The organism is Streptomyces chromofuscus, from assembly GCF_015160875.1.
GTDB classification, from domain to species: domain Bacteria; phylum Actinomycetota; class Actinomycetes; order Streptomycetales; family Streptomycetaceae; genus Streptomyces; species Streptomyces chromofuscus.
On record NZ_CP063374.1, the window covers coordinates 1,972,986 to 1,991,962 of the forward strand.

An 18,977-nucleotide genomic window follows, 5' to 3' on the forward strand; every position below is an offset into this window, starting at 1 on the left:
GTGTCAGGTGTTGCGTCCGACGCGCCGCCGCAAAAACGTCCGGGGAAATACCCGGGAAGGCCGAAGAAAAGCCCGGAAAGACGGACCGCTCAGCCGCCGATCTGGATTCCGGCCATCCGCTTCCACTCGTACGGGCCGGTCTTCACCTTCGCCGCGAAGTCGCCGTCGAAGGACTCGTGGGCGGTGAGGCCGGACTTCTCCACCGCCTTCTCGGCGGTCGCGTACGACGGCGCCACCAGGTCGCCCCAGCCGCCGTCCTCGCCGACCAGCACGATCCGGGCGCCGCGCTGCCCGAGATAGGCGACCTGGGCCTCGGCCCCTCCGTGCGCCTTGGCGAAGGCGCTGATCTGCTTGGCGAGCCGGGTCACCCGGCGCTCGTCCACCTGCTGCGTGTCTCCCATGAACAGGATGCTACCGACGAGTAGTGCGACCTGCGACGGACGGTGGGCGTGACGCCCGCCTCAGGCGGCGTCTACCGCAGGAAGGGGTCCACCGCCACCGCCACGAACAGCAGCGACACATAGGTGATGGACCAGTGGAACAGCCGCATCTCCTTCAGCTTCGTGCCCGTCACCTCGGCCTTCGCCCGGTTCTGCAGCGCGTGCGCCTCCCACAGCCACCAGCCGCCCGCCGCCAGCGCGACCAGCGTGTAGAACCAGCCGGTGTAGCCGAGCGGGGTCAGCAGCAGCGAGACGGCGACCATGACCCAGCTGTAGATCACGATCTGCTTGGCGACGACCTTGTTCGACGCGATGACCGGCAGCATCGGCACGCCGACACGCGCGTAGTCGTCCTTCACCTTCATCGACAGCGGCCAGTAGTGCGGCGGCGTCCAGAAGAAGATCACCATGAACAGGACGAGCGGCGCCCACGACAGCGAGTTCGTCACCGCCGTCCAGCCGATCAGCACCGGCAGGCAGCCCGCGATGCCGCCCCACACGATGTTCTGCGAGGTCCGGCGCTTGAGGATCATCGTGTAGACGACGACGTAGAAGAGGAGCGCGCCGAGGGCGAGCCACGCCGACAGCCAGTTGACGGCGAGGCCGAACAGCAGCGTCGACGCGATCCCGAGGGCGATGCCGAAGGCGAGGCACTCGCGAGGGCTGACCATCCCGGTGACCAGCGGACGCTGCGAGGTGCGGTCCATCAGCGCGTCGATGTCGCGGTCGATGTACATGTTCAGCGCGTTGGCGCCGCCCGCGGAGAGGTACCCGGCCAGACAGGTGACCAGCACGAGGCCGAGGTCCGGCACGCCCTGCTCGGCGAGGAACATCACCGGCACGGTGGTGATCAGCAGCAGCTCGATGATCCGTGGCTTGGTCAGCGCCACGAACGCCTTGACACGGGCCCCGAACGGCCGGTGACTCGGGCTCTGGCTCGTCCCGATAACCCCCGCAGGACGGGATTCAACGGCCGTCACGCACACCCCTGACAGAGACATCCCAGCGAGCCGGCCCGTGTGAAGTCCGGGTAAAGGCTCGCGCGTACCACGCCACTGTAGACGTTGCCCATACCGCGACCTTCGCGGGGGTGGGGTCGTGTTGGACAGCGCGCTCCGACGTGCGTCGGAAGCGTCGATTGAGCAGTCGGATGAGCGGCTTCGTATTCACTTGCCGAATGCGGAATGACCCGGTCGGGAGGCGGATCCACGACACTCCCGGCAGTCTTGAATGACGCGAAAAAAGGCACGTTCTTACGGGGGTAGGCTCGACAACGGCCGGTGGGCGCCATGTGCACCGGCAGCCGGTGTACGCCCAGGACACCGGCCTTCGACATGTGGAGAGGAGCCCTGACTCAGGGTGAGCACCAAGCCGACCACCACAGACCTCGAGTGGACCGAGCTGGACCAGCGGGCCGTCGACACCGCCCGCGTCCTGGCCGCCGACGCCGTACAGAAGGTCGGCAACGGCCATCCCGGTACGGCGATGAGCCTGGCGCCGGTCGCCTACACCCTCTTCCAGAAGGTGATGCGGCACGACCCGGCGGACGCCGACTGGGTCGGGCGGGACCGTTTCGTCCTGTCCGCCGGGCACTCGTCCCTGACCCTCTACACCCAGCTGTACCTGGCCGGCTTCGGCCTGGAGCTGGACGATCTGAAGGCCTTCCGGACGTGGGGCTCCAAGACCCCGGGTCACCCCGAGTACGGCCACACCGTGGGCGTCGAGACCACCACCGGGCCGCTCGGCCAGGGTGTCGCCAACGCGGTCGGCATGGCGATGGCGGCCCGCTACGAGCGCGGCCTGTTCGACCCGGAGGCGCCGCGGGGCGAGTCCCCGTTCGACCACTTCATCTACTGCATCGCCGGTGACGGCTGCCTCCAGGAGGGCATCTCCGCCGAGGCGTCCTCCCTCGCCGGCCACCAGCAGCTCGGCAACCTGATCCTGCTGTGGGACGACAACCACATCTCGATCGAGGGCGACACCGAGACCGCCGTCTCCGAGGACACCGTCAAGCGGTACGAGGCGTACGGCTGGCACGTCCAGCGCGTGGCCCCGAAGCCGGACGGCGACCTGGACCCGCACGCGATCTACAACGCGATCGAGCAGGCCAAGAAGGTCACGGACCGGCCGTCGTTCATCGCGCTGCGCTCGATCATCGCCTGGCCCGCCCCGAACGCGCAGAACACCGAGGCCGCGCACGGCTCGGCGCTCGGCGACGAGGAGGTCGCGGCCACCAAGCGCGTCCTCGGCTTCGACCCGGAGAAGACCTTCGAGGTGTCCGACGAGGTGCTCGGCCACACCCGGCAGGCGCTGGAGCGGGGCCGACAGGTCAAGGCGGAGTGGGAGAAGTCGTACCAGGAGTGGCGCGACAGCAACCCGGAGCGTGCCGCCGAGTTCGACCGGGTCGCCAAGGGCGAGCTGCCCACCGGCTGGGAGGAGAAGATCCCGGTCTTCGAGGCGGGCAAGGCGGTCGCCACCCGGGCCGCGTCCGGCAAGGTGCTCCAGGCGCTCGGCGCGGTCGTCCCCGAGCTGTGGGGCGGCTCCGCCGACCTCGCCGGCTCGAACAACACGACGATCGACAAGACGTCGTCGTTCCTCCCGGCGGGCAACCCGCTGCCGGAGGCCCAGCCGTACGGCCGCACGGTCCACTTCGGCATCCGCGAGCACTCCATGGCCGCGGAGATGAACGGCATCGCGCTGCACGGCAACACCCGGATCTACGGCGGCACGTTCCTGGTCTTCTCCGACTACATGCGCAACGCCGTCCGCCTCTCGGCGCTGATGCACCTGCCGGTGACGTACGTGTGGACGCACGACTCCATCGGCCTCGGCGAGGACGGCCCGACGCACCAGCCGGTCGAGCACCTGGCCTCGCTGCGCGCGATCCCGGGTCTGAACGTGGTCCGCCCGGCGGACGCCAACGAGACCGCGATCGCCTGGCGCGAGATCCTCAAGCGGTACACCAAGGAGTACGGCAAGGGCGCCCCGCACGGCCTCGCGCTGACCCGCCAGGGCGTACCGACGTACGAGCCGAACGAGGACGCGGCGCGCGGTGGCTACGTGCTGTTCGAGGCCGAGGGCGGCGAACCCCAGGTCATCCTGATCGCGACCGGCTCCGAGGTGCACGTGGCCGTCGAGGCGCGCGAGCAGCTCCAGGCCGACGGCGTGCCCACGCGCGTGGTGTCGATGCCGTCCGTGGAGTGGTTCGAGGAGCAGGACCAGGGGTACCGGGACAGCGTGCTGCCGCCGTCCGTGAAGGCCCGCGTCTCGGTCGAGGCGGGCATTGGTCTGACCTGGCACAAGTACGTGGGGGACGCCGGACGCACCGTTTCCCTGGAGCACTTCGGTGCTTCGGCCGACGGCAAGGTCCTTTTCCGCGAATACGGCTTCACTGCCGAAAACGTGGCCGCGGCGGCCCGGGAATCGATCGCCGCCACCCAGCGCTGACGCTCATATACGACACGTAGGAGATGCATTTTCCATGACAGACGCACTGAAGCGCCTCTCCGATGAAGGCGTCGCGATCTGGCTGGACGACCTGTCCCGCAAGCGGATCACGTCCGGCAACCTCGCCGAGCTGATCGACCAGCAGCACGTCGTGGGCGTCACCACCAACCCGACGATCTTCCAGAAGGCGATCAGTAGCGGCGACGGGTACGAGCAGCAGCTCACCGACCTCGCCGCCCGCAAGGTCACCGTGGAGGAGGCCGTCCGCATGATCACCACGGCGGACGTCCGCGACGCCGCCGACATCCTGCGCCCGGTCTTCGACGCCACCGGCGGCAAGGACGGCCGGGTGTCGATCGAGGTCGACCCGCGGCTCGCGCACAACACCCGCGCCACCGTCGCCGAGGCCCGGCAGCTGGCCTGGCTGGTGGACCGGCCGAACACCCTGATCAAGATCCCGGCCACCAAGGCGGGCCTGCCGGCGATCACCGAGACGATCGGCAACGGCATCAGCGTCAACGTCACGCTGATCTTCTCGCTGGAGCGCTACCGCGAGGTGATGGACGCCTACCTCTCCGGCCTGGAGAAGGCCAAGGAGCGGGGCCTGGACCTCTCGAAGATCCACTCGGTGGCGTCCTTCTTCGTGTCCCGGGTGGACACCGAGATCGACAAGCGGATCGACGCGCTCGGCACCGACGAGGCCAAGGCGCTGCGCGGCAGGGCCGCCGTCGCCAACGCCCGGCTCGCCTACCAGGCGTACGAGGAGGTCTTCTCCTCCGACCGCTGGAGCCCGCTGGAGAACGCCGGCGCCAACAAGCAGCGTCCGCTGTGGGCGTCGACCGGCGTGAAGGACAAGGCGTACAAGGCCACCATGTACGTCGACGACCTGGTCGCCCAGAACACCGTCAACACCATGCCCGAGGCCACCCTGCTGGCCACCGAGGAGCACGGCGAGATCACCGGCAACACCATCGCCGGGACGTACGAGCAGGCCCGGGCCGACCTCGACGCCATCGAGCAGCTCGGGATCAAGTACGACGACGTCGTCCAGCTTCTCGAGGACGAGGGTGTCGACAAGTTCGAGGCGTCCTGGGTCGACCTGCTGAAGTCGACCGAGGCCGAGCTGAAGCGCCTCGCGCCTTCGGAGGGCTGACACCTTGTCCCCCTTCGCCGGTTCCGGGGCGAACCCGCTCCGTGACCCCGCAGACCGACGGCTCCCGCGCATCGCGGGGCCGTCGGGCCTGGTCATCTTCGGTGTCACGGGCGATTTGTCACGGAAGAAGCTGATGCCCGCGGTGTACGACCTCGCGAACCGGGGTCTGCTGCCGCCGGGGTTCTCGCTGGTCGGGTTCGCCCGCCGCGAGTGGGCCCACGAGGACTTCGCACAGGAGGTCCACGACGCGGTCAAGGCGCACGCCCGTACGCCGTTCCGTGAGGAGGTCTGGCAGCAGCTCATCCAGGGGATGCGCTTCGTCCAGGGCACCTTCGACGACGACGACGCCTTCGAACGGCTGCGCTCCACCATCGACGAGCTGGACAAGGCGCAGGGCACGGGCGGCAACTTCGCCTTCTACCTCTCCGTGCCGCCGCGCTCCTTCCCGGTGGTCATCCAGCAGCTGAAGAAGCACGGGCTGGCCGACCAGCAGCGGGGCTCCTGGCGCCGCGCGGTGATCGAGAAGCCGTTCGGCCACGACCTGGAGTCGGCCGAGGAGCTGAACAAGGTCGTGCACGAGGTGTTCGCCCCGGACCAGGTCTTCCGGATCGACCACTACCTGGGCAAGGAGACCGTCCAGAACATCCTGGCGCTGCGCTTCGCCAACACGATGTTCGAACCGATCTGGAACCGGTCCTTCGTCGACCACGTCCAGATCACCATGGCCGAGGACATCGGCATCGGCGGCCGGGCCGGTTACTACGACGGCATCGGCGCCGCCCGGGACGTCATCCAGAACCACCTGCTGCAGCTGCTCGCGCTGACCGCCATGGAGGAGCCCGCCTCCTTCGACGCGGACGCGCTGGCCGCGGAGAAGACCAAGGTGCTGGGCGCCGTGCAGCTGCCCAAGGACCTGGGCCGGGACACCGTGCGCGGCCAGTACGCGGCGGGCTGGCAGGGCGGCGCGAAGGTCATCGGATACCTCGAAGAGGACGGCATCGACGCCAAGTCGAAGACCGACACGTACGCCGCGATCAAGCTGGAGATCGACAACCGGCGCTGGGCGGGCGTTCCGTTCTACCTGCGCACCGGCAAGCGCCTCGGCCGCCGCGTCACCGAGATCGCGGTGGTCTTCCAGCGCGCCCCGCACTCGCCCTTCGGCGCGACGGCCACCGAGGAACTGGGTCAGAACGCGATCGTCATCCGCGTCCAGCCCGACGAGGGCGTCACCGTCCGCTTCGGCTCCAAGGTCCCGGGCACCTCGATGGAGATCCGGGACGTCTCCATGGACTTCGCGTACGGCGAGTCCTTCACGGAGTCCAGCCCGGAGGCGTACGAACGGCTGATCCTGGACGTCCTGCTGGGCGACTCGAACCTCTTCCCGCGCACCGAGGAGGTCGAGCTGTCCTGGAAGATCCTCGACCCGATCGAGGAGTACTGGGACGGCAACGGCAGGCCCGCGCAGTACCAGGCCGGGACGTGGGGACCCGTCGAGGCGGACGAGATGCTCGAACGAGACGGACGGAGCTGGCGCCGGCCATGAAGATAGACCTCACCGACACCACGGCGAGCAAGATCAACAAGGCGCTGGTGCAGGGCCGCCGCGCCATCGGCACGCCCGCCGTCGGCATGGTCCTGACCCTGGTCGTCGTCACCGACGAGGAGAACGCCTACGACGCGCTCAAGGCCGCCGGCGACGCCTCGCGCGAGCACCCCTCGCGCACCCTGGTCGTCATCAGGCGCGTCTCGCGCACGCACCGGGACCGCACGCACTCCCGCCTCGACGCCGAGGTGCGGGTGGGCGCCGACGCGGGCACCGGCGAGACGGTCATCCTGCGGCTGTACGGCGAGGTGGCCGACCAGGCGCAGTCGGTGGTGCTGCCGCTGCTGCTGCCGGACGCCCCGGTGGTCGTCTGGTGGCCGGTGAACGCGCCCCTGGACCCGGCGGGCGACCCGCTCGGCGCGCTGGCTCAGCGCCGGGTCACCGACACCTACGCCGCCGAGCAGCCGGTACGGGAGCTGTCCGCCCGCGCCGGCAGCTACACGCCCGGCGACACCGACCTGTCCTGGACCCGCATCACGCCCTGGCGCTCGATGCTGGCGGCGGCCCTGGACCAGGTCGCCTGCGAGGTCCGCGGTGTCGAGGTCGAGGGCGAGGAGTTCAATCCGAGCTGTGAGCTGCTGGCGATGTGGCTCGCGGACCGGCTGGACGTCCCCGTGCGGCGCTCGCTGTCCGCGGGGCCGGGCCTCACGGCGGTCCGGATGGACACCGACTGCGGCCCGATCAGCCTCGACCGCGCCGACGGCTCGCTGGCCACGCTGTCCATCCAGGGCCAGCCGGACCGGGCGGTGGCGCTGAAGCGACGGGACACGGCCGAGCTGATCGCGGAGGAACTGCGGCGGCTGGACCCGGACGACACGTACGCGTCGGCGCTGCGGTACGGGGTGAACCGGCTGAACGCGTCCGCCCCGGCTGCAGTACTGCCGTCGGCCGAGGAGCCGTCGGCCGAGGCCTTGGCCGCGGCGTCGCCGGCCAAAGGAGAAGGCGCGGCGGACGGCGGCGCGGCCGGAGCCGGAGGCGAGGCCGAAGCGGTCCCGGCTCCCGTCGAGACTGCCGCGAAAGCACCCGCGAAGGAAGCGGCGGCGCCGGCACCGGTGAGGAAGGCGGCGACGAAGTGAGCACACCCCAACTGGTCGTCCACCGCGACAAGGAACTGATGGCGCAGGCCGCCGCGGCCCGGCTGATCACGAAGATCGTGGACGCCCAGGCCTCGCGCGGGACCGCCTCCGTCGTCCTGACCGGCGGCCGCAACGGCAACGGTCTGCTGGCCGCGCTGGCCGCCGCGCCCGCCCGCGACGCCATCGACTGGTCCCGCCTGGACCTGTGGTGGGGCGACGAGCGCTTCCTGCCCGAGGGCGACCCGGAGCGCAACGTCACCCAGGCCCGCGAGGCGCTCCTCGACTCCGTGCCGCTGGACCCGAAGCGCGTGCACGCCATGCCCGCGTCGGACGGTCCGTACGGCTCGGACGTGGACGCGGCGGCGGTCGCCTACGCCGAGGAACTGGCCGGGGCGGCGGTACCGGAGAACCACGCGCCGGTGCCGACGTTCGACGTCCTGATGCTGGGCGTCGGACCGGACACCCATGTGGCGTCCCTGTTCCCGGAGCTGCCCGCGGTACGGGAGACGGACCGCACGGTGGTCGGCGTCCACGGCGCCCCCAAGCCCCCGCCGACCCGCATCACCCTCACCCTCCCGGCGATCCGGGCGGCCCGTGAGGTGTGGCTGCTTGCGGCGGGCGAGGACAAGGCTCGGGCGGCGGCGATCGCCCTGTCCGGCGCGGGCGAGATCCAGGCCCCGGCGGCCGGCGCGTACGGCCGCGCCCGCACCCTGTGGCTGCTGGACGCGGCGGCGGCCTCGGAACTCCCGAGGTCGCTGTACCCACCGGCGTCGTCGTGTCTCGGGGCGTCTCGTCGACCCAGCGGCGCGGGTCCCCGTACGGACGGGCCACGTCGGGCGGCAGGCCTACTTGACCGACCCCGCCATCACCCCCTGCACGAAGTGCCGCTGGAAGGCGAAGAACACCGCGACCGGCACGATCAGGGACACGAAGGCGCCGGGGGCCAGGACGTCGATGTTGCTGCCGAACTGACGGATCTGGGACTGCAGTTCCACGGTCAGCGGCTGGGAGGAGCTGTCCGCGAAGAGCAGGGCGACCAGCATGTCGTTCCAGACCCACAGGAACTGGAAGATGGCGAGGCTGGCGATGGCCGGCCGGCCCACCGGCAGGACCAGGCGGGTGAAGATGCACCACTCGCTGCCGCCGTCCATCCGGGCCGCCTCCAGCATCTCCTTCGGCATCTCGGCGAAGTAGTTGCGCAGGAGGAACACCGCGAACGGGAGACCGTAGGCCACGTGGAAGAGCACCACGCCGGGGATCGTGCCGAACAGGCCCAGCCGGCCGAAGAGCTTGGCCACCGGGAGCAGGCCGATCTGCACCGGCACCACCAGCAGCGCCACCACCAGCAGGAACAGCGGCTCACGGCCGGGGAAGTCCAGCCAGGCGAAGGCGTATCCGGCGAGGGCCGCGACGACGACGACCAGTGCCGTCGTCGGCACGGAGATCAGGACCGTGTTCCAGAAGGCCTGTGTGATCCCGGAGTTCCCCAGCAGCGCCGTGTAGTTGTCGAAGGACAGCTGGCCGGGGCTCGTGAACACCGTCCACCAGCCGCCCTTCGCGGTGTCCTCGGCGGACCGCAGGGAGGAGAGGAACAGCCCGGCCAGCGGGGTGAGCCAGATCAGGCCCACCACCACGAGGAAGGCCTGGACCAGGCTGTTGCCCAGGCCCCGTCGGACGGCGTTCATCGCTGACTGCCCTTCATCGCTGACTCTCCTTCATCGCTGACTGCTGCGGAAACGGCGGACGTTGAAGACCATCGCGGGGATCACCAGGAGCAGGAGCAGGACGCCCAGCGCGCTGCCCAGGCCCTGGTCGTTGCCCCCGCCGAAGGACACCAGCCACATCTGCGTCGCCAGCACGGTGGCGTCCTCCTGCACCGGGCCGGGCGCGATGATGTAGACGAGGTCGAAGACCTTCATCACGTTGATCACCAGCGTCACGAACACCACCGTCAGCACCGGCGCGAGCAGGGGCACGGTGATCCTGCGGAAGATCTGCCACTCGTTGGCGCCGTCCATCCGCGCCGCCTCCAGCGCGTCCCGCGGCAGCGTGGACAGCCCCGCGCCGATCAGCACCATCGCGAAACCGGTCCAGATCCACAGGTACGCCCCGATGATCGCGGGCGTCACGAGCGCGGGCCCGAGCCAGGAGATGCCCTCGTAGGGCGGGGCGAAGTTGGCGGCGGGCAGCCGCACCGCGTACGAGCCGGGCTCCAGCCCGGCGAAGTGGAAGGAGCCGTCGGACGCGGTGGTCGTCGTACCGGCCGTCCTCCCGTCGCGCACCGCCTCGACCGTCATCTCGGGCAGCCCGCTCTCCTGCCGGTCGACCCGGCCCTGCTCTCCTCCCCCGCCGGGCGTGAAGTCCAGGTACACGACGCCGCGCAGCTCGTCGGGGCCCGCCTCCCGCGAGGCCGCCCCGTGCGCGGGCCGCGCACCGTCGGGCAGGTCGCCGGGCAGCACACCGACCAGGCCGAGCGCCACCGTGTCCCCGGGCGAGACGTTCGCGGTCGTCCGGTACGCGCCGTCCGCCTCCTTCGTCATCCCCTGGCCGTCGCGGGCCCGCGCGGTCGGGTAGGACGACGTGCCCTGGAAGACGTCGTGGACGGAGACCACGGCGGCGTTCAGCACGCCCTTGTCGGGGTCCTCGTCGTAGGCGAGCCGGAAGATGATGCCGGCGGCCAGGAAGGACACCGCCATCGGCATGAACAACAGCAGCTTGAACGCCGTCGCCCAGCGGACCTTCTCCACCAGGACGGCGAGGATCAGCCCCAGCCCGGTCAGCAGCGCCGGCGCCACGACGACCCAGATCGCCGTGTTGCGCACGGCCTTCAGCGTCGCCGGGTCGCGGAACATCTCGGTGTAGTTGCCGCCGCCCACGAACCGGGTGCCGGACGCGTCGAAGAAGCTGCGGCCGACGGAGAACAGCACGGGGTAGACGACGAGGGCGCCGAGCAGGAGCAGGGCGGGGAGGACGAAGAGCAGGGCGACGACCGGCCCGCGCCGCCGTGGGCGCCGGGTCTTCCCGGCACCCGCGGCGGCCGGAGGGCTCGCGTCTGTCACGAGCGTTGCGGTCATGGCCGTCAGTTCCCGTACGCCTTGGCCGCCGCGGCCTCCAGCTCGGCGGCGGTGCCCTTCGGGTCGGACGGGTCGCGCAGGAAGTCCTGCAGGATCTTCCATTCGCCGGCGCCCTTGGTGCCGCCGAAGGCCGCCGGCGCCTGGTCGGACATGTCGAAGCGGACCGAGTCGCCCGCGCCGACCAGGGACTCGGCGGTGGCCCGGGTGACGTCGTCGCCGTAGGAGGCGAGGTCCACCTTCTTGTTCGGGGACAGGTAGCCGCCCGCCCCGGCCCACACCGCCGCGGCCTCGGGGGTGGCGAGGTACTCCACGAGCTGCATCCCGGCCTCGGCGTTCTTGCCGTCCTTCAGGACGACGGCCGCGTCGCCGCCGCTGACGACCGGGGCGTCACCGCCGCCGACCGCGGGGAACGGGAAGAAGTTCGCGTCCTCGCCGATGGTTTTGCCGAACTGGTCCTTGGCGACACCCGCCACGAAGTCGCCCTCGTAGACCATGCCGGCCTCGGGCTTCGGCCCGAACACCTTCTCCACCGAGCCCGGGAAGTCGGTGTTGAGGGCGCCCTTCTGCCCGCCGGCCATCAGCTGCTTGTCCTTGAACAGCTTGCCGAGCGTGGTCAGCGCGTCGACCACCGACGCGTCCGTCCACTTCAGCTCGTGCGCGGCGAGCGCGTCGTACTTCTCCGGCCCGGCCTGGGAGAGGTAGATGTTCTCGAACCAGTCGGTGAGGGTCCAGCCGTCCTGGCCGGCGACCGAGAAGGCGGCGAGCCCGGAGTCGGAGACGGTCTGCCCGGCCTTCAGCATGTCCTCGTACGTCGTCGGCGGCTCGACCCCGGCCTGGGCGAGGGCGTCGGGGCTGTACCAGACGGTCGACTTGTGGGCGGCCTTGAAGTACAGGCCGTACAGCGTGCCGTCGACGCTGCCGTACGTCTTCCAGACGTCCGCGTAGTTGGCGTCGACGGCGCCCTGCGCGGTCTTGGACAGCGGCGTGAGCCAGCCCTCCTTCGCGAACTGCTGGAGCACGCCGACCTGCGGGACCATCACCACGTCGGGCGCGTTCCCGCCCTCGATCTTGCTGCCGACGACGGTGGAGACGTTGTCCCCGGTGGACACGAACTGGGTCCTCGCGCCGGTCTTCTCGGTGAAGGCGTCCAGCACCTTCTGGAAGTTCTCCTGCTCACTGCCGGACCACACGCCCGCCACGGTGACCGTCTGGCCGCTGAGCGCCTTGTCACCGCCGCCGGCCGCGACCGGGCCGCCGCCGCAGGCGGTCGCGCCGAGCGCCAGGACGAGGGCGGTGCAGCCGGTGAGCAGGGTGGTACGTCGTCGCATCATCGTTGATGTCCCTTCAGGGGTTGGGAGTTGACGAGGGGTCGGTGATCCACCAGACGGCGGTGGAGCCGGGCAGCACCCCGGCCTCGGGGCAGGGCCCGCTCGCCAGCAGGGGGGTGCCGGAGACCGGCGCGGGCGTGGGGGCGGTGCCGAAGTTCACGGCGCAGACCAGGTCGTCGCCGCGGACGAAGGCCAGCACGCCCGGCGGGGTCTCCAGCCAGCGCAGCGTGCCCTCTCCCAACTGCGGCAGTGAGGAACGCAGTTGCAGGCCGTCGCGGTACAGGTGCCAGAAGGAGCGGGTGTCGGCGAGGGCCCGGTCGGTGGCGTGCTCGGCGAACCAGTCCGGCTGCGGCAGCCACGGCTTGACGCCCTCGACGCCGGAGGTGAAGCCGAACGGGGAGGCCTGCCCCGACCAGGGCAGCGGCACCCGGCAGCCGTCGCGGATCCGGGCCCGGCTGCCGGTGCGGTGGAAGATCGGATCAGTGAGCACGTCGTCGGGCAGGTCGACGACCTCGGGCAGCCCCAGTTCCTCGCCCTGGTAGATGTACGCCGCTCCGGGCAGTGCCAGCATCAGCAGGGCGGCGGCGCGGGCCCGGGCGGCGCCGAGGCCGCTGCCCTCGGGGGCGGGTTCGCCGTAGCGGGTGACGGTGCGGACCTGGTCGTGGTTGTTGAGGACCCAGGTGACCGTGGAGCCGGTGCCGGCGATGTCCTGCATGGCCTCGGAGATGACCTTGCGGAAGGCGTCCGGGTTCCAGGGGGCGCCGAGCAGGTCGAAGAAGAAGGCCTGGTGCAGTTCGTCCGGGCGGACGTACAGCGCGTGCTCGCGGGCGGTCGGCACGGACACCTCGCCGACCAGCAGCCGCTCGCGGCCGTCGCGGGCGGCGTACTCGTCGCAGGTCGCGCGCCACCGCCGCCAGACGTCGTGCACCTCGGGCTGGTTCCAGGCGAGCGGGTTGACCGAGTCGCGGGTGCGGGCGTCGGCCTCCGGGTCGTCCGAGTCCGGCAGGTCGGGGTGCTTGAAGAGGCCGGCGGCCACGTCGATGCGGAAGCCGTCGACGCCGCGGTCGAGCCAGAAGCGCAGGACGCGGTCGAACTCGGCGCCGGTCTCGGGGTTGCGCCAGTTCCAGTCGGGCTGCTCGGGCGTGAACATGTGCAGGTACCACTGGCCGTCGGGGACCCGGGTCCAGGCCGGGCCGCCGAACATGGCGTGCCAGTTGTTGGGCGGCTCGGCGCCGTCGGGGCCGCGGCCGTCGGCGAAGTGGAACCGGGCGCGTGCCGCGCTGCCGGGCGGCGAGGCCAGGGCCTCGCGGAACCAGGGGTGCTCGCTGGAGCAGTGGTTCGGGACGATGTCCAGCAGCACCTTGACGCCGAGCCGCCGGGCGGCGCGCACCAGGTGGTCGAACTCGGCGAGGTCGCCGAACAGCGGGTCGACGTCGCAGTAGTCCGCCACGTCGTACCCGTGGTCGTGCTGCGGCGACGGGTAGAAGGGGCTCAGCCAGATGCCGTCGACACCGAGCTTCTTCAGGTACGGCAGCCCGGCGCGGACCCCGGCGAGGTCGCCGATGCCGTCCCCGGTGCTGTCGAGGAAGCTGCGGACGTACACCTGGTAGATCACCGCATCGCGCCACCAGTGGTGCCTGTTCAACCCATTGATCCATCTCTACGAGCTCGGTTGTTATGCATGCATGTTAAGTAGGTGTGTCGCGAGGGTGTCAACGAATGGGCGCAAGCTACCGAGGAGTTGACCAGACCATATGGGTAGCTAACCGGACATCTCGCAGGCAGTTGAGATGTCGGCGTTACTTAACAGGTAACTATCGGCTGGAGATGGCGGCCAGTTCGCGCGCCAGGCGCCGCACCGCGCGTTCGGGCGTCCCGCGCCCGGTCATCGCGTCGCGCACGACCGCCTGCACCACCAGGCTGACCTGGTCGTAGCGCGGGCTCTTGGGGCGCGGCGCCGCCGTCAGGACGCTGGTGCGCAGCGTCGGAAGATAGGGGAAGTCCCGGACCAGCTCAGGGTCCTCGTACAGCGCGGCCCTCACGGGCGGCAGCGCGCCGCGCGTGAGCACCTGGCGCTGGACGGGCTCGCTGGTGAGGTACGCGATCAGGCGCGCGGCCGTGTCGGGGTGGCGCGCGTGGCTGCCGACGGCCAGGTTGGAGCCGCCGAGCACACTCGTGCCCGGCCCGTCGGGCCCGGGCAGCGGCACGGCGCCGACCTTGCCGGCCAGCGGGGACCCCGCGGCCGAGGCGGTGGCGTAGGCGTAGGGCCAGTTGCGCAGGAACAGCAGGCGGCCGTCGAGGAAGGCCTGCTTGGACTCCTCCTCCTTGTAGGTCAGCGCCTGCTGCGGGATCCAGCCCTCGCGCACGCCGCGGGCCAGGAAGCCGAGGCCCTCGCGGGCCGCGTTCGAGTTCACGGTGACGCGTTCGCCCTCGTCGCCGAGGATCGTGCCGCCCGCCGAGTACACGGCCTCGGCCGCGTTGACGGTGAGGCCCTCGTACGGCAGGAACTGCCCGGCGTAGCCGTCGAGGCCGTACTTCGGGGCGACGGTCCGCGCCGCCCGCTCCAGTTCGGCCCAGGTACGCGGCGGCGGCACGTCCTCCCTGTCGAGGACGTCCTTGCGGTACAGCAGCAGCCCGGCGTTGGTGACGTACGGCACGGCGTACAGCCGCCCGTCGTAGGTCGCGGTGTCGACGACCGGCGGCAGGAAGGCGCCGAGCGGGAAGCGGTCGCGGGGCAGCGGGCGGATCCAGCCGGCCGCAGCGAACTCCGAGGTCCACGCGACGTCGATGTTGAGGACGTCGAAGCGGCCGCGGGCGCCGCCGCGCAGGTCGGTGATCATCTGCGCGCGGGTCTCGTCGGCGGAGTCCGGCAGCTCGACGAGCGTGACCTTCTCGCCGGGGTGAGTGCGGTTCCAGTCCCCGAGGAGGGGACCGAGATAGCCGGTGAGGTCTCCCGCGGTGGCCAGCGTGAGCGGGCCACGGCCGCCCGCGGCGCGGTCGTCGGCGCGGGCGCCGGAGGCGACGTAACCGGTCAGCACGACGACGAGGACGAGGAGGCCCCTACCGGCGGCACGTATCCACCGCATAGGTTCCTCCCTGTGCACCGGCACCGGGCCCCTTCGCCCGGAGTCAGACGCCATGTATACCTGTTAGGTATGGGCGATACTAGGGCGTGGAGCACACTGAACGAACGCGAGGAGGAGAGCACGAGTGCGCCTGCCCCTCCTGGCACTCCTCGCGCGCGGCCCGGCCCACGGCTACGAGCTCAAGCAGGACCTTGAGCAACTGCTGGGCGCCGCGTACCCTCAGCCCAACATCGGCCAGATCTACGTCACCCTCGGCCGCCTCGAGAAGTCGGGACTGATCGAGGGCGAGGAGATCGAGCAGTCGAGCCGGCCCAACAAGAAGATCTACCACCTCACCGACGCCGGGCGGGAGGCGCTGCACGCCTGGTACGAGGAGACGGCGGACGAACCGCGGGTCCGGGACGAGTTCTTCATGAAGCTCGCGCTCGCCCCGCAGACCGGGCTGGCCGACCAGATCGCGCTGATCAACAAACAGCGGCGTCAGTACCTGAACACCATGCGCAGCCTGTCGAAGCTGGCCGCCGCCGAGAACCGGGACAACCGCATCGCCCAGCTGCTGATCGAGGGCGCGATGCTGCATCTGCAGGCCGACCTCGACTGGTTGGAGCGCTGCCAGGAGGAACTGGAGGAGCCGGAGTGAGCGAGCACCGCCCGACTCCCGCGCTGCGCGCCGAGGGCCTGGTCAAGACGCACCACGGCGAGGGCGCCCCGGCGCACGCCGTGCGCGGGGTCGATCTGTGCGTGCGGAGCGGCGAGTTCGTGGCCGTGACCGGCCCGTCCGGCGCGGGCAAGTCGACGCTGCTGCATCTGCTCGGCGGGCTCCAGCGCCCGGACAGCGGCAGCATCTGGCTGGACGGCGAGTGCACGGACTCCTACAGCGAGGCGCGCTGGGCCGTGGAGCGCCGCCGTCGCATCGGCATCGTCTTCCAGTTCTTCAACCTGGTCTCCAACCTCTCGGTCGCCGACAACGTCGAGCTGCCCGCCCTCCTCGCCGGGGTCCCGCCGAAGCGGGCGCGGGCCGAGCGGGAGGCACTGCTGGCCGAGCTGGGTCTGGACGGCAAGGAGCGCAGCATGCCGGGCGAGCTGTCCGGCGGTGAGCAGCAGCGGGTCGCGCTGGCCCGCGCCCTGGTCAACCATCCGCCGCTGCTGCTGGCCGACGAACCCGCCGGCAGCCTGGACAGCAGGGGCACCCGCGAGGTGATGCGGCTGCTGTCCCGCTTCCACCAGCGCGGTCAAACCATCCTGCTGGTCACCCACGACGCCCGGCTGGCGAGCGCCGCGGACCGCGTCATCAGTTTCTTCGACGGACGCATCGCCGACGACGCGGAGCTGACCGGCACACCGTCGCGCCGGGTGGGGGCGTCCGGGGTGCTGGAGCTGAGGGACTGATCGGCGTGTACGACGCACTGCCGGCCGGTCACCCGGGCGTGAGCGGGCCACGGCACAGGGCTGCGAGGGGCTGAGCCGATGCGAGCGACCCTGCGCTGGGTGCACTCCGATCTGCGCACGCACCGCGGTGAGGCCCTGTTCATCGTGCTCGCGACCGCCGGAGTCGTCGCCTCGCTGCTCCTCGCGACGGCCCTGTTCGGCTACGCCACCAACCCCTGGCAGCGCGTCTTCACCCAGTCCCGGGACGCGCACGTGTGGCTCCACACCAGCCCCTCCGCAGACGCCGGCAGGCTCTCCGGTCTCGACGGCGTGGAGTCCGTCGCGGGCCCCTACCCCACCGAGTCCGCCACCGTTGCCGCCCGCGGCATCCGCGCCTTCGTCGAACTGCGCGGCACGAGCCCCGGCCCCGCCGCCGGGCGCCCGCTCGTCGCCTCCGGCCGCTGGCTGGACGGCGCGTACCCCGACGCCGTGGTGCTGGAGAGTCACCTGGCCCGCGCCCTGCTCGCCGAGCCCGGTGACCTCCTCACCCTGCCCGGCACGGCGCGCACGCTGACCGTCGCCGGGATCGCCGACAGCGCCGAGCCGCGCTACCGCCCCGGGGAGCGGCCCGGCCTGGTCTGGGCGCTGCCCTCCGCCGTACGCGCCCCGGACGGTGAGGTGACCGGGCTGCGCCTGACCGATCCGGACGAGACGGACTACGTCGTCCAGCGCGCCGTGACCGTGCTCGGGGCCGGCGCGGTCAGCGAGGTCTCCACCTGGCAGCAGGCCCGGTCCGAGGCGCAGGGCGACACCCGGCTGCTCGGCCAGGTGCTGGGCCTGTTCGGGCTCGGCGCCCTGCTCGCGGCCGGGCTGGCCGTGCACGGGGCGATCGGCACCCGGATCCGCGGCCATCTGCGGGACATCTCGGTGCTGAAGGCGATCGGCTTCACGCCCGGGCAGGTCGTCCGCGTCTTCCTGCTTCAGCACGTCGCGTACGCCCTGCTCGGCGCGGTGGCCGCGGCGGTGCTCACCGAGGGCCTGGGCAGCCGTGTCCCGGGCCGCCTCGGCGACGCGGTCGGCGTGTGGCAGGGGCTGCCCGGACACACCGCGGCCCTGGCGGGTATACCGGGGGCCGCCGTGCTGTTCATCGCCGCGACCACCGGCCTCGCGGCCTGGCGGGCGGGGCGGGTGCCTCCGGTGCCCGTGCCCCGGGCCGCCGCCCCGGCCGCCGGACGGCTGTCCGGTCTGGCGCGCGGCGCGCTGGGGCTGCGGCTGCCGGCGGCGCTGGTCCTGGGCTGGCACCAGGCGTTCGCCCGCCGGCCGCGCACTCCGGCCACGGTCGCCCGGCTGGCGCTGCCGCTGCTGCTGATCGTGGTGGCGATGAGCGCGTGGACCACCATCGACCGCTTCCACAGCCGACCCGAGCAGGTCGGCCTCGCCGCAGCGCTCACCGTCCGTCCGGACGGCGAGGTCGGCGACGGGGAGGTCCGTTCCCTGCTGGAGCGCGACCCGCGGATCGCCGCGGCCCACCCGGGCGTCGAGGTGGCCGCCCTGGTGCCGGGCCAGACCGGCACGATCGCGCTGCGCGGCCTCGGCACCCGTGCGGAGCCCTACCCGTACGCCGTGGCCGAGGGCCGCCCGGCGCACGGCCGGGACGAGGCGGTGGCCGGGCAGGGACTGCTCGACCTGCTCGGCGTACGCGTCGGCGACTGGGTGCGGATGACCGTGGGCGACCAGCCGCAGGTCCTGCACATCGTGGGCCGCAGCATCGAGCCGGAGAACGCCGGCCGGGTCATCTCCACCTCGCTCGACACCCTCCGCGAGAACGACCCGGGCCTGCGCCCGGCCCTCTACAAGCTGCGGCTGCGGTCCGGCGCCGACCCGCACGAGGTCGCGGGCGACCTGGCGACGGCGGCCGGCGGGCACCTGGACGTGCACGTCGTGCCCAACCCGGCGGACGGGCTGTCGTCGCTGCGCGGGGTGGTGCTCGGCCTGATCGCCGTGCTGGCTCTCATCGGGATCGTCGAACTGCTCACCGTGATCGGCGGCACGGTCCGCGAGGGCGAGCGGGACCTGCTGGCGCTGAAGGCGATCGGCCTCAGCCCGCGGCAGATCACCGCCGTCACCGTCACGGCCACCGCCTGCACCGCGCTGACCGCGGTGCTGCTCGGCACGGCCCTGGGTCTGCCCCTCGCGCACTGGCTGATCGACGCCCAGGGCAGTTCCAGCGGCATCGGCGCCGGCATCGCGCGGGGTCCGTCACCGGTCCTTCTGCTGCTGTTCGGCACGGCCGCCGTGCTGGGCGCCGCCGCCCTCGCCGCCCTGCCCGCGGCCCGCGCGGCCCGCCGCCGCCTCGCCGACACGCTCAGCGCGGTGGCCTGAACCCTCCACGGTCGGGACGC

General features: G+C 71.6%; 14 protein-coding genes and 1 pseudogene. 8 read left to right on the forward strand and 7 right to left on the reverse strand.

Annotated elements, in window-relative coordinates:
* Positions 1-89: 89 nt before the first annotated feature.
* Together IPT68_RS08905 and IPT68_RS08910 are read right to left on the reverse strand one after the other, a co-directional pair.
* Complete coding sequence (locus IPT68_RS08905; RefSeq protein ID WP_189698835.1) at positions 90-401, reverse strand: hypothetical protein; 312 nt, start codon at positions 399-401, stop codon at positions 90-92.
* Between the two features lie 71 nt (positions 402-472).
* On the reverse strand, positions 473-1,441 hold the full coding sequence (locus tag IPT68_RS08910) for a heme o synthase (protein WP_373300605.1): 969 nt from the start codon (positions 1,439-1,441) through the stop codon (positions 473-475).
* Between the two features lie 358 nt (positions 1,442-1,799).
* Here IPT68_RS08910 and tkt point away from each other — a divergent pair, with 358 nt between their 5' ends.
* The 5 genes and pseudogenes from tkt to pgl form a co-directional block, all read left to right on the forward strand.
* Positions 1,800-3,887 carry a transketolase gene (gene tkt / locus IPT68_RS08915; protein ID WP_189698836.1) on the forward strand — a complete coding sequence of 696 codons (2,088 nt, stop codon included), beginning with the start codon at positions 1,800-1,802 and terminating at the stop codon, positions 3,885-3,887.
* Positions 3,888-3,921: 34 nt separating this feature from the next.
* Positions 3,922-5,040, forward strand: coding sequence for a transaldolase (gene tal, locus IPT68_RS08920; RefSeq protein WP_189698837.1), 1,119 nt, complete (start codon positions 3,922-3,924; stop codon positions 5,038-5,040).
* A gap of 4 nt (positions 5,041-5,044) precedes the next feature.
* Positions 5,045-6,583, forward strand: coding sequence for a glucose-6-phosphate dehydrogenase (gene zwf, locus IPT68_RS08925; RefSeq protein ID WP_189698838.1), 1,539 nt, complete (start codon positions 5,045-5,047; stop codon positions 6,581-6,583).
* Entirely contained in the window at positions 6,580-7,719 is a 1,140-nt protein-coding gene (opcA, locus tag IPT68_RS08930; protein WP_189698839.1) for a glucose-6-phosphate dehydrogenase assembly protein OpcA, read from the forward strand. Before zwf ends, opcA begins: the two co-directional genes overlap by 4 nt.
* Positions 7,716-8,492: pseudogene (pgl, locus tag IPT68_RS08935) on the forward strand (6-phosphogluconolactonase); the annotation flags it as partial. The gene opcA and the pseudogene pgl, both read left to right, overlap by 4 nt.
* Positions 8,493-8,564: 72 nt before the next feature.
* On the opposite strand, the gene IPT68_RS08940 reads toward pgl, so the two are convergent.
* The 5 genes from IPT68_RS08940 to IPT68_RS08960 form a co-directional block, all read right to left on the reverse strand.
* On the reverse strand, positions 8,565-9,404 hold the full coding sequence (locus IPT68_RS08940; RefSeq protein ID WP_189698840.1) for a carbohydrate ABC transporter permease: 840 nt from the start codon (positions 9,402-9,404) through the stop codon (positions 8,565-8,567).
* Between the two features lie 30 nt (positions 9,405-9,434).
* Positions 9,435-10,793: a carbohydrate ABC transporter permease gene (locus tag IPT68_RS08945; RefSeq protein ID WP_189698841.1), complete on the reverse strand. Its 1,359-nt coding sequence runs from the start codon at positions 10,791-10,793 to the stop codon at positions 9,435-9,437.
* Between the two features lie 5 nt (positions 10,794-10,798).
* Entirely contained in the window at positions 10,799-12,124 is a 1,326-nt protein-coding gene (locus IPT68_RS08950; protein WP_189698842.1) for an ABC transporter substrate-binding protein, read from the reverse strand.
* Positions 12,125-12,137: 13 nt separating this feature from the next.
* The gene (locus IPT68_RS08955) at positions 12,138-13,766 is read right to left on the reverse strand and encodes a glycoside hydrolase family 13 protein (protein ID WP_189698843.1); all 1,629 of its coding nucleotides are present in this window, start codon (positions 13,764-13,766) and stop codon (positions 12,138-12,140) included.
* Between the two features lie 169 nt (positions 13,767-13,935).
* Positions 13,936-15,207, reverse strand: coding sequence for an ABC transporter substrate-binding protein (locus IPT68_RS08960; RefSeq protein WP_189698844.1), 1,272 nt, complete (start codon positions 15,205-15,207; stop codon positions 13,936-13,938).
* A 124-nt stretch (positions 15,208-15,331) separates the two neighbouring features.
* Between IPT68_RS08960 and IPT68_RS08965 the strand changes: the two genes are divergently transcribed.
* The 3 genes from IPT68_RS08965 to IPT68_RS08975 all read left to right on the forward strand — a co-directional run bounded on the left by IPT68_RS08965 (position 15,332) and on the right by IPT68_RS08975 (position 18,957).
* Entirely contained in the window at positions 15,332-15,847 is a 516-nt protein-coding gene (locus IPT68_RS08965; protein WP_189698845.1) for a PadR family transcriptional regulator, read from the forward strand.
* Positions 15,844-16,596: an ABC transporter ATP-binding protein gene (locus IPT68_RS08970; protein ID WP_189698846.1), complete on the forward strand. Its 753-nt coding sequence runs from the start codon at positions 15,844-15,846 to the stop codon at positions 16,594-16,596. The genes IPT68_RS08965 and IPT68_RS08970 overlap by 4 nt, the downstream gene beginning before the upstream one ends.
* Before the next feature lie 78 nt (positions 16,597-16,674).
* Positions 16,675-18,957: an FtsX-like permease family protein gene (locus IPT68_RS08975; protein ID WP_189698847.1), complete on the forward strand. Its 2,283-nt coding sequence runs from the start codon at positions 16,675-16,677 to the stop codon at positions 18,955-18,957.
* The last annotated feature ends 20 nt before the right edge of the window (positions 18,958-18,977 follow it).

What these genes read in the sequence shown, in the direction of transcription:
- opcA (WP_189698839.1), top strand. Translation starts at nt 6,580, where the DNA reads ATGAAGATAGACCTCACCGACACCACGGCGAGCAAGATCAACAAGGCG.
- IPT68_RS08940 (WP_189698840.1), bottom strand. Translation starts at nt 9,404, where the DNA reads ATGAACGCCGTCCGACGGGGCCTGGGCAACAGCCTGGTCCAGGCCTTC.
- IPT68_RS08975 (WP_189698847.1), top strand. Translation starts at nt 16,675, where the DNA reads ATGCGAGCGACCCTGCGCTGGGTGCACTCCGATCTGCGCACGCACCGC.
- IPT68_RS08945 (WP_189698841.1), bottom strand. Translation starts at nt 10,793, where the DNA reads ATGACCGCAACGCTCGTGACAGACGCGAGCCCTCCGGCCGCCGCGGGT.
- IPT68_RS08960 (WP_189698844.1), bottom strand. Translation starts at nt 15,207, where the DNA reads ATGCGGTGGATACGTGCCGCCGGTAGGGGCCTCCTCGTCCTCGTCGTC.
- tal (WP_189698837.1), top strand. Translation starts at nt 3,922, where the DNA reads ATGACAGACGCACTGAAGCGCCTCTCCGATGAAGGCGTCGCGATCTGG.
- IPT68_RS08950 (WP_189698842.1), bottom strand. Translation starts at nt 12,124, where the DNA reads ATGATGCGACGACGTACCACCCTGCTCACCGGCTGCACCGCCCTCGTC.
- IPT68_RS08910 (WP_373300605.1), bottom strand. Translation starts at nt 1,441, where the DNA reads ATGTCTCTGTCAGGGGTGTGCGTGACGGCCGTTGAATCCCGTCCTGCG.
- IPT68_RS08905 (WP_189698835.1), bottom strand. Translation starts at nt 401, where the DNA reads ATGGGAGACACGCAGCAGGTGGACGAGCGCCGGGTGACCCGGCTCGCC.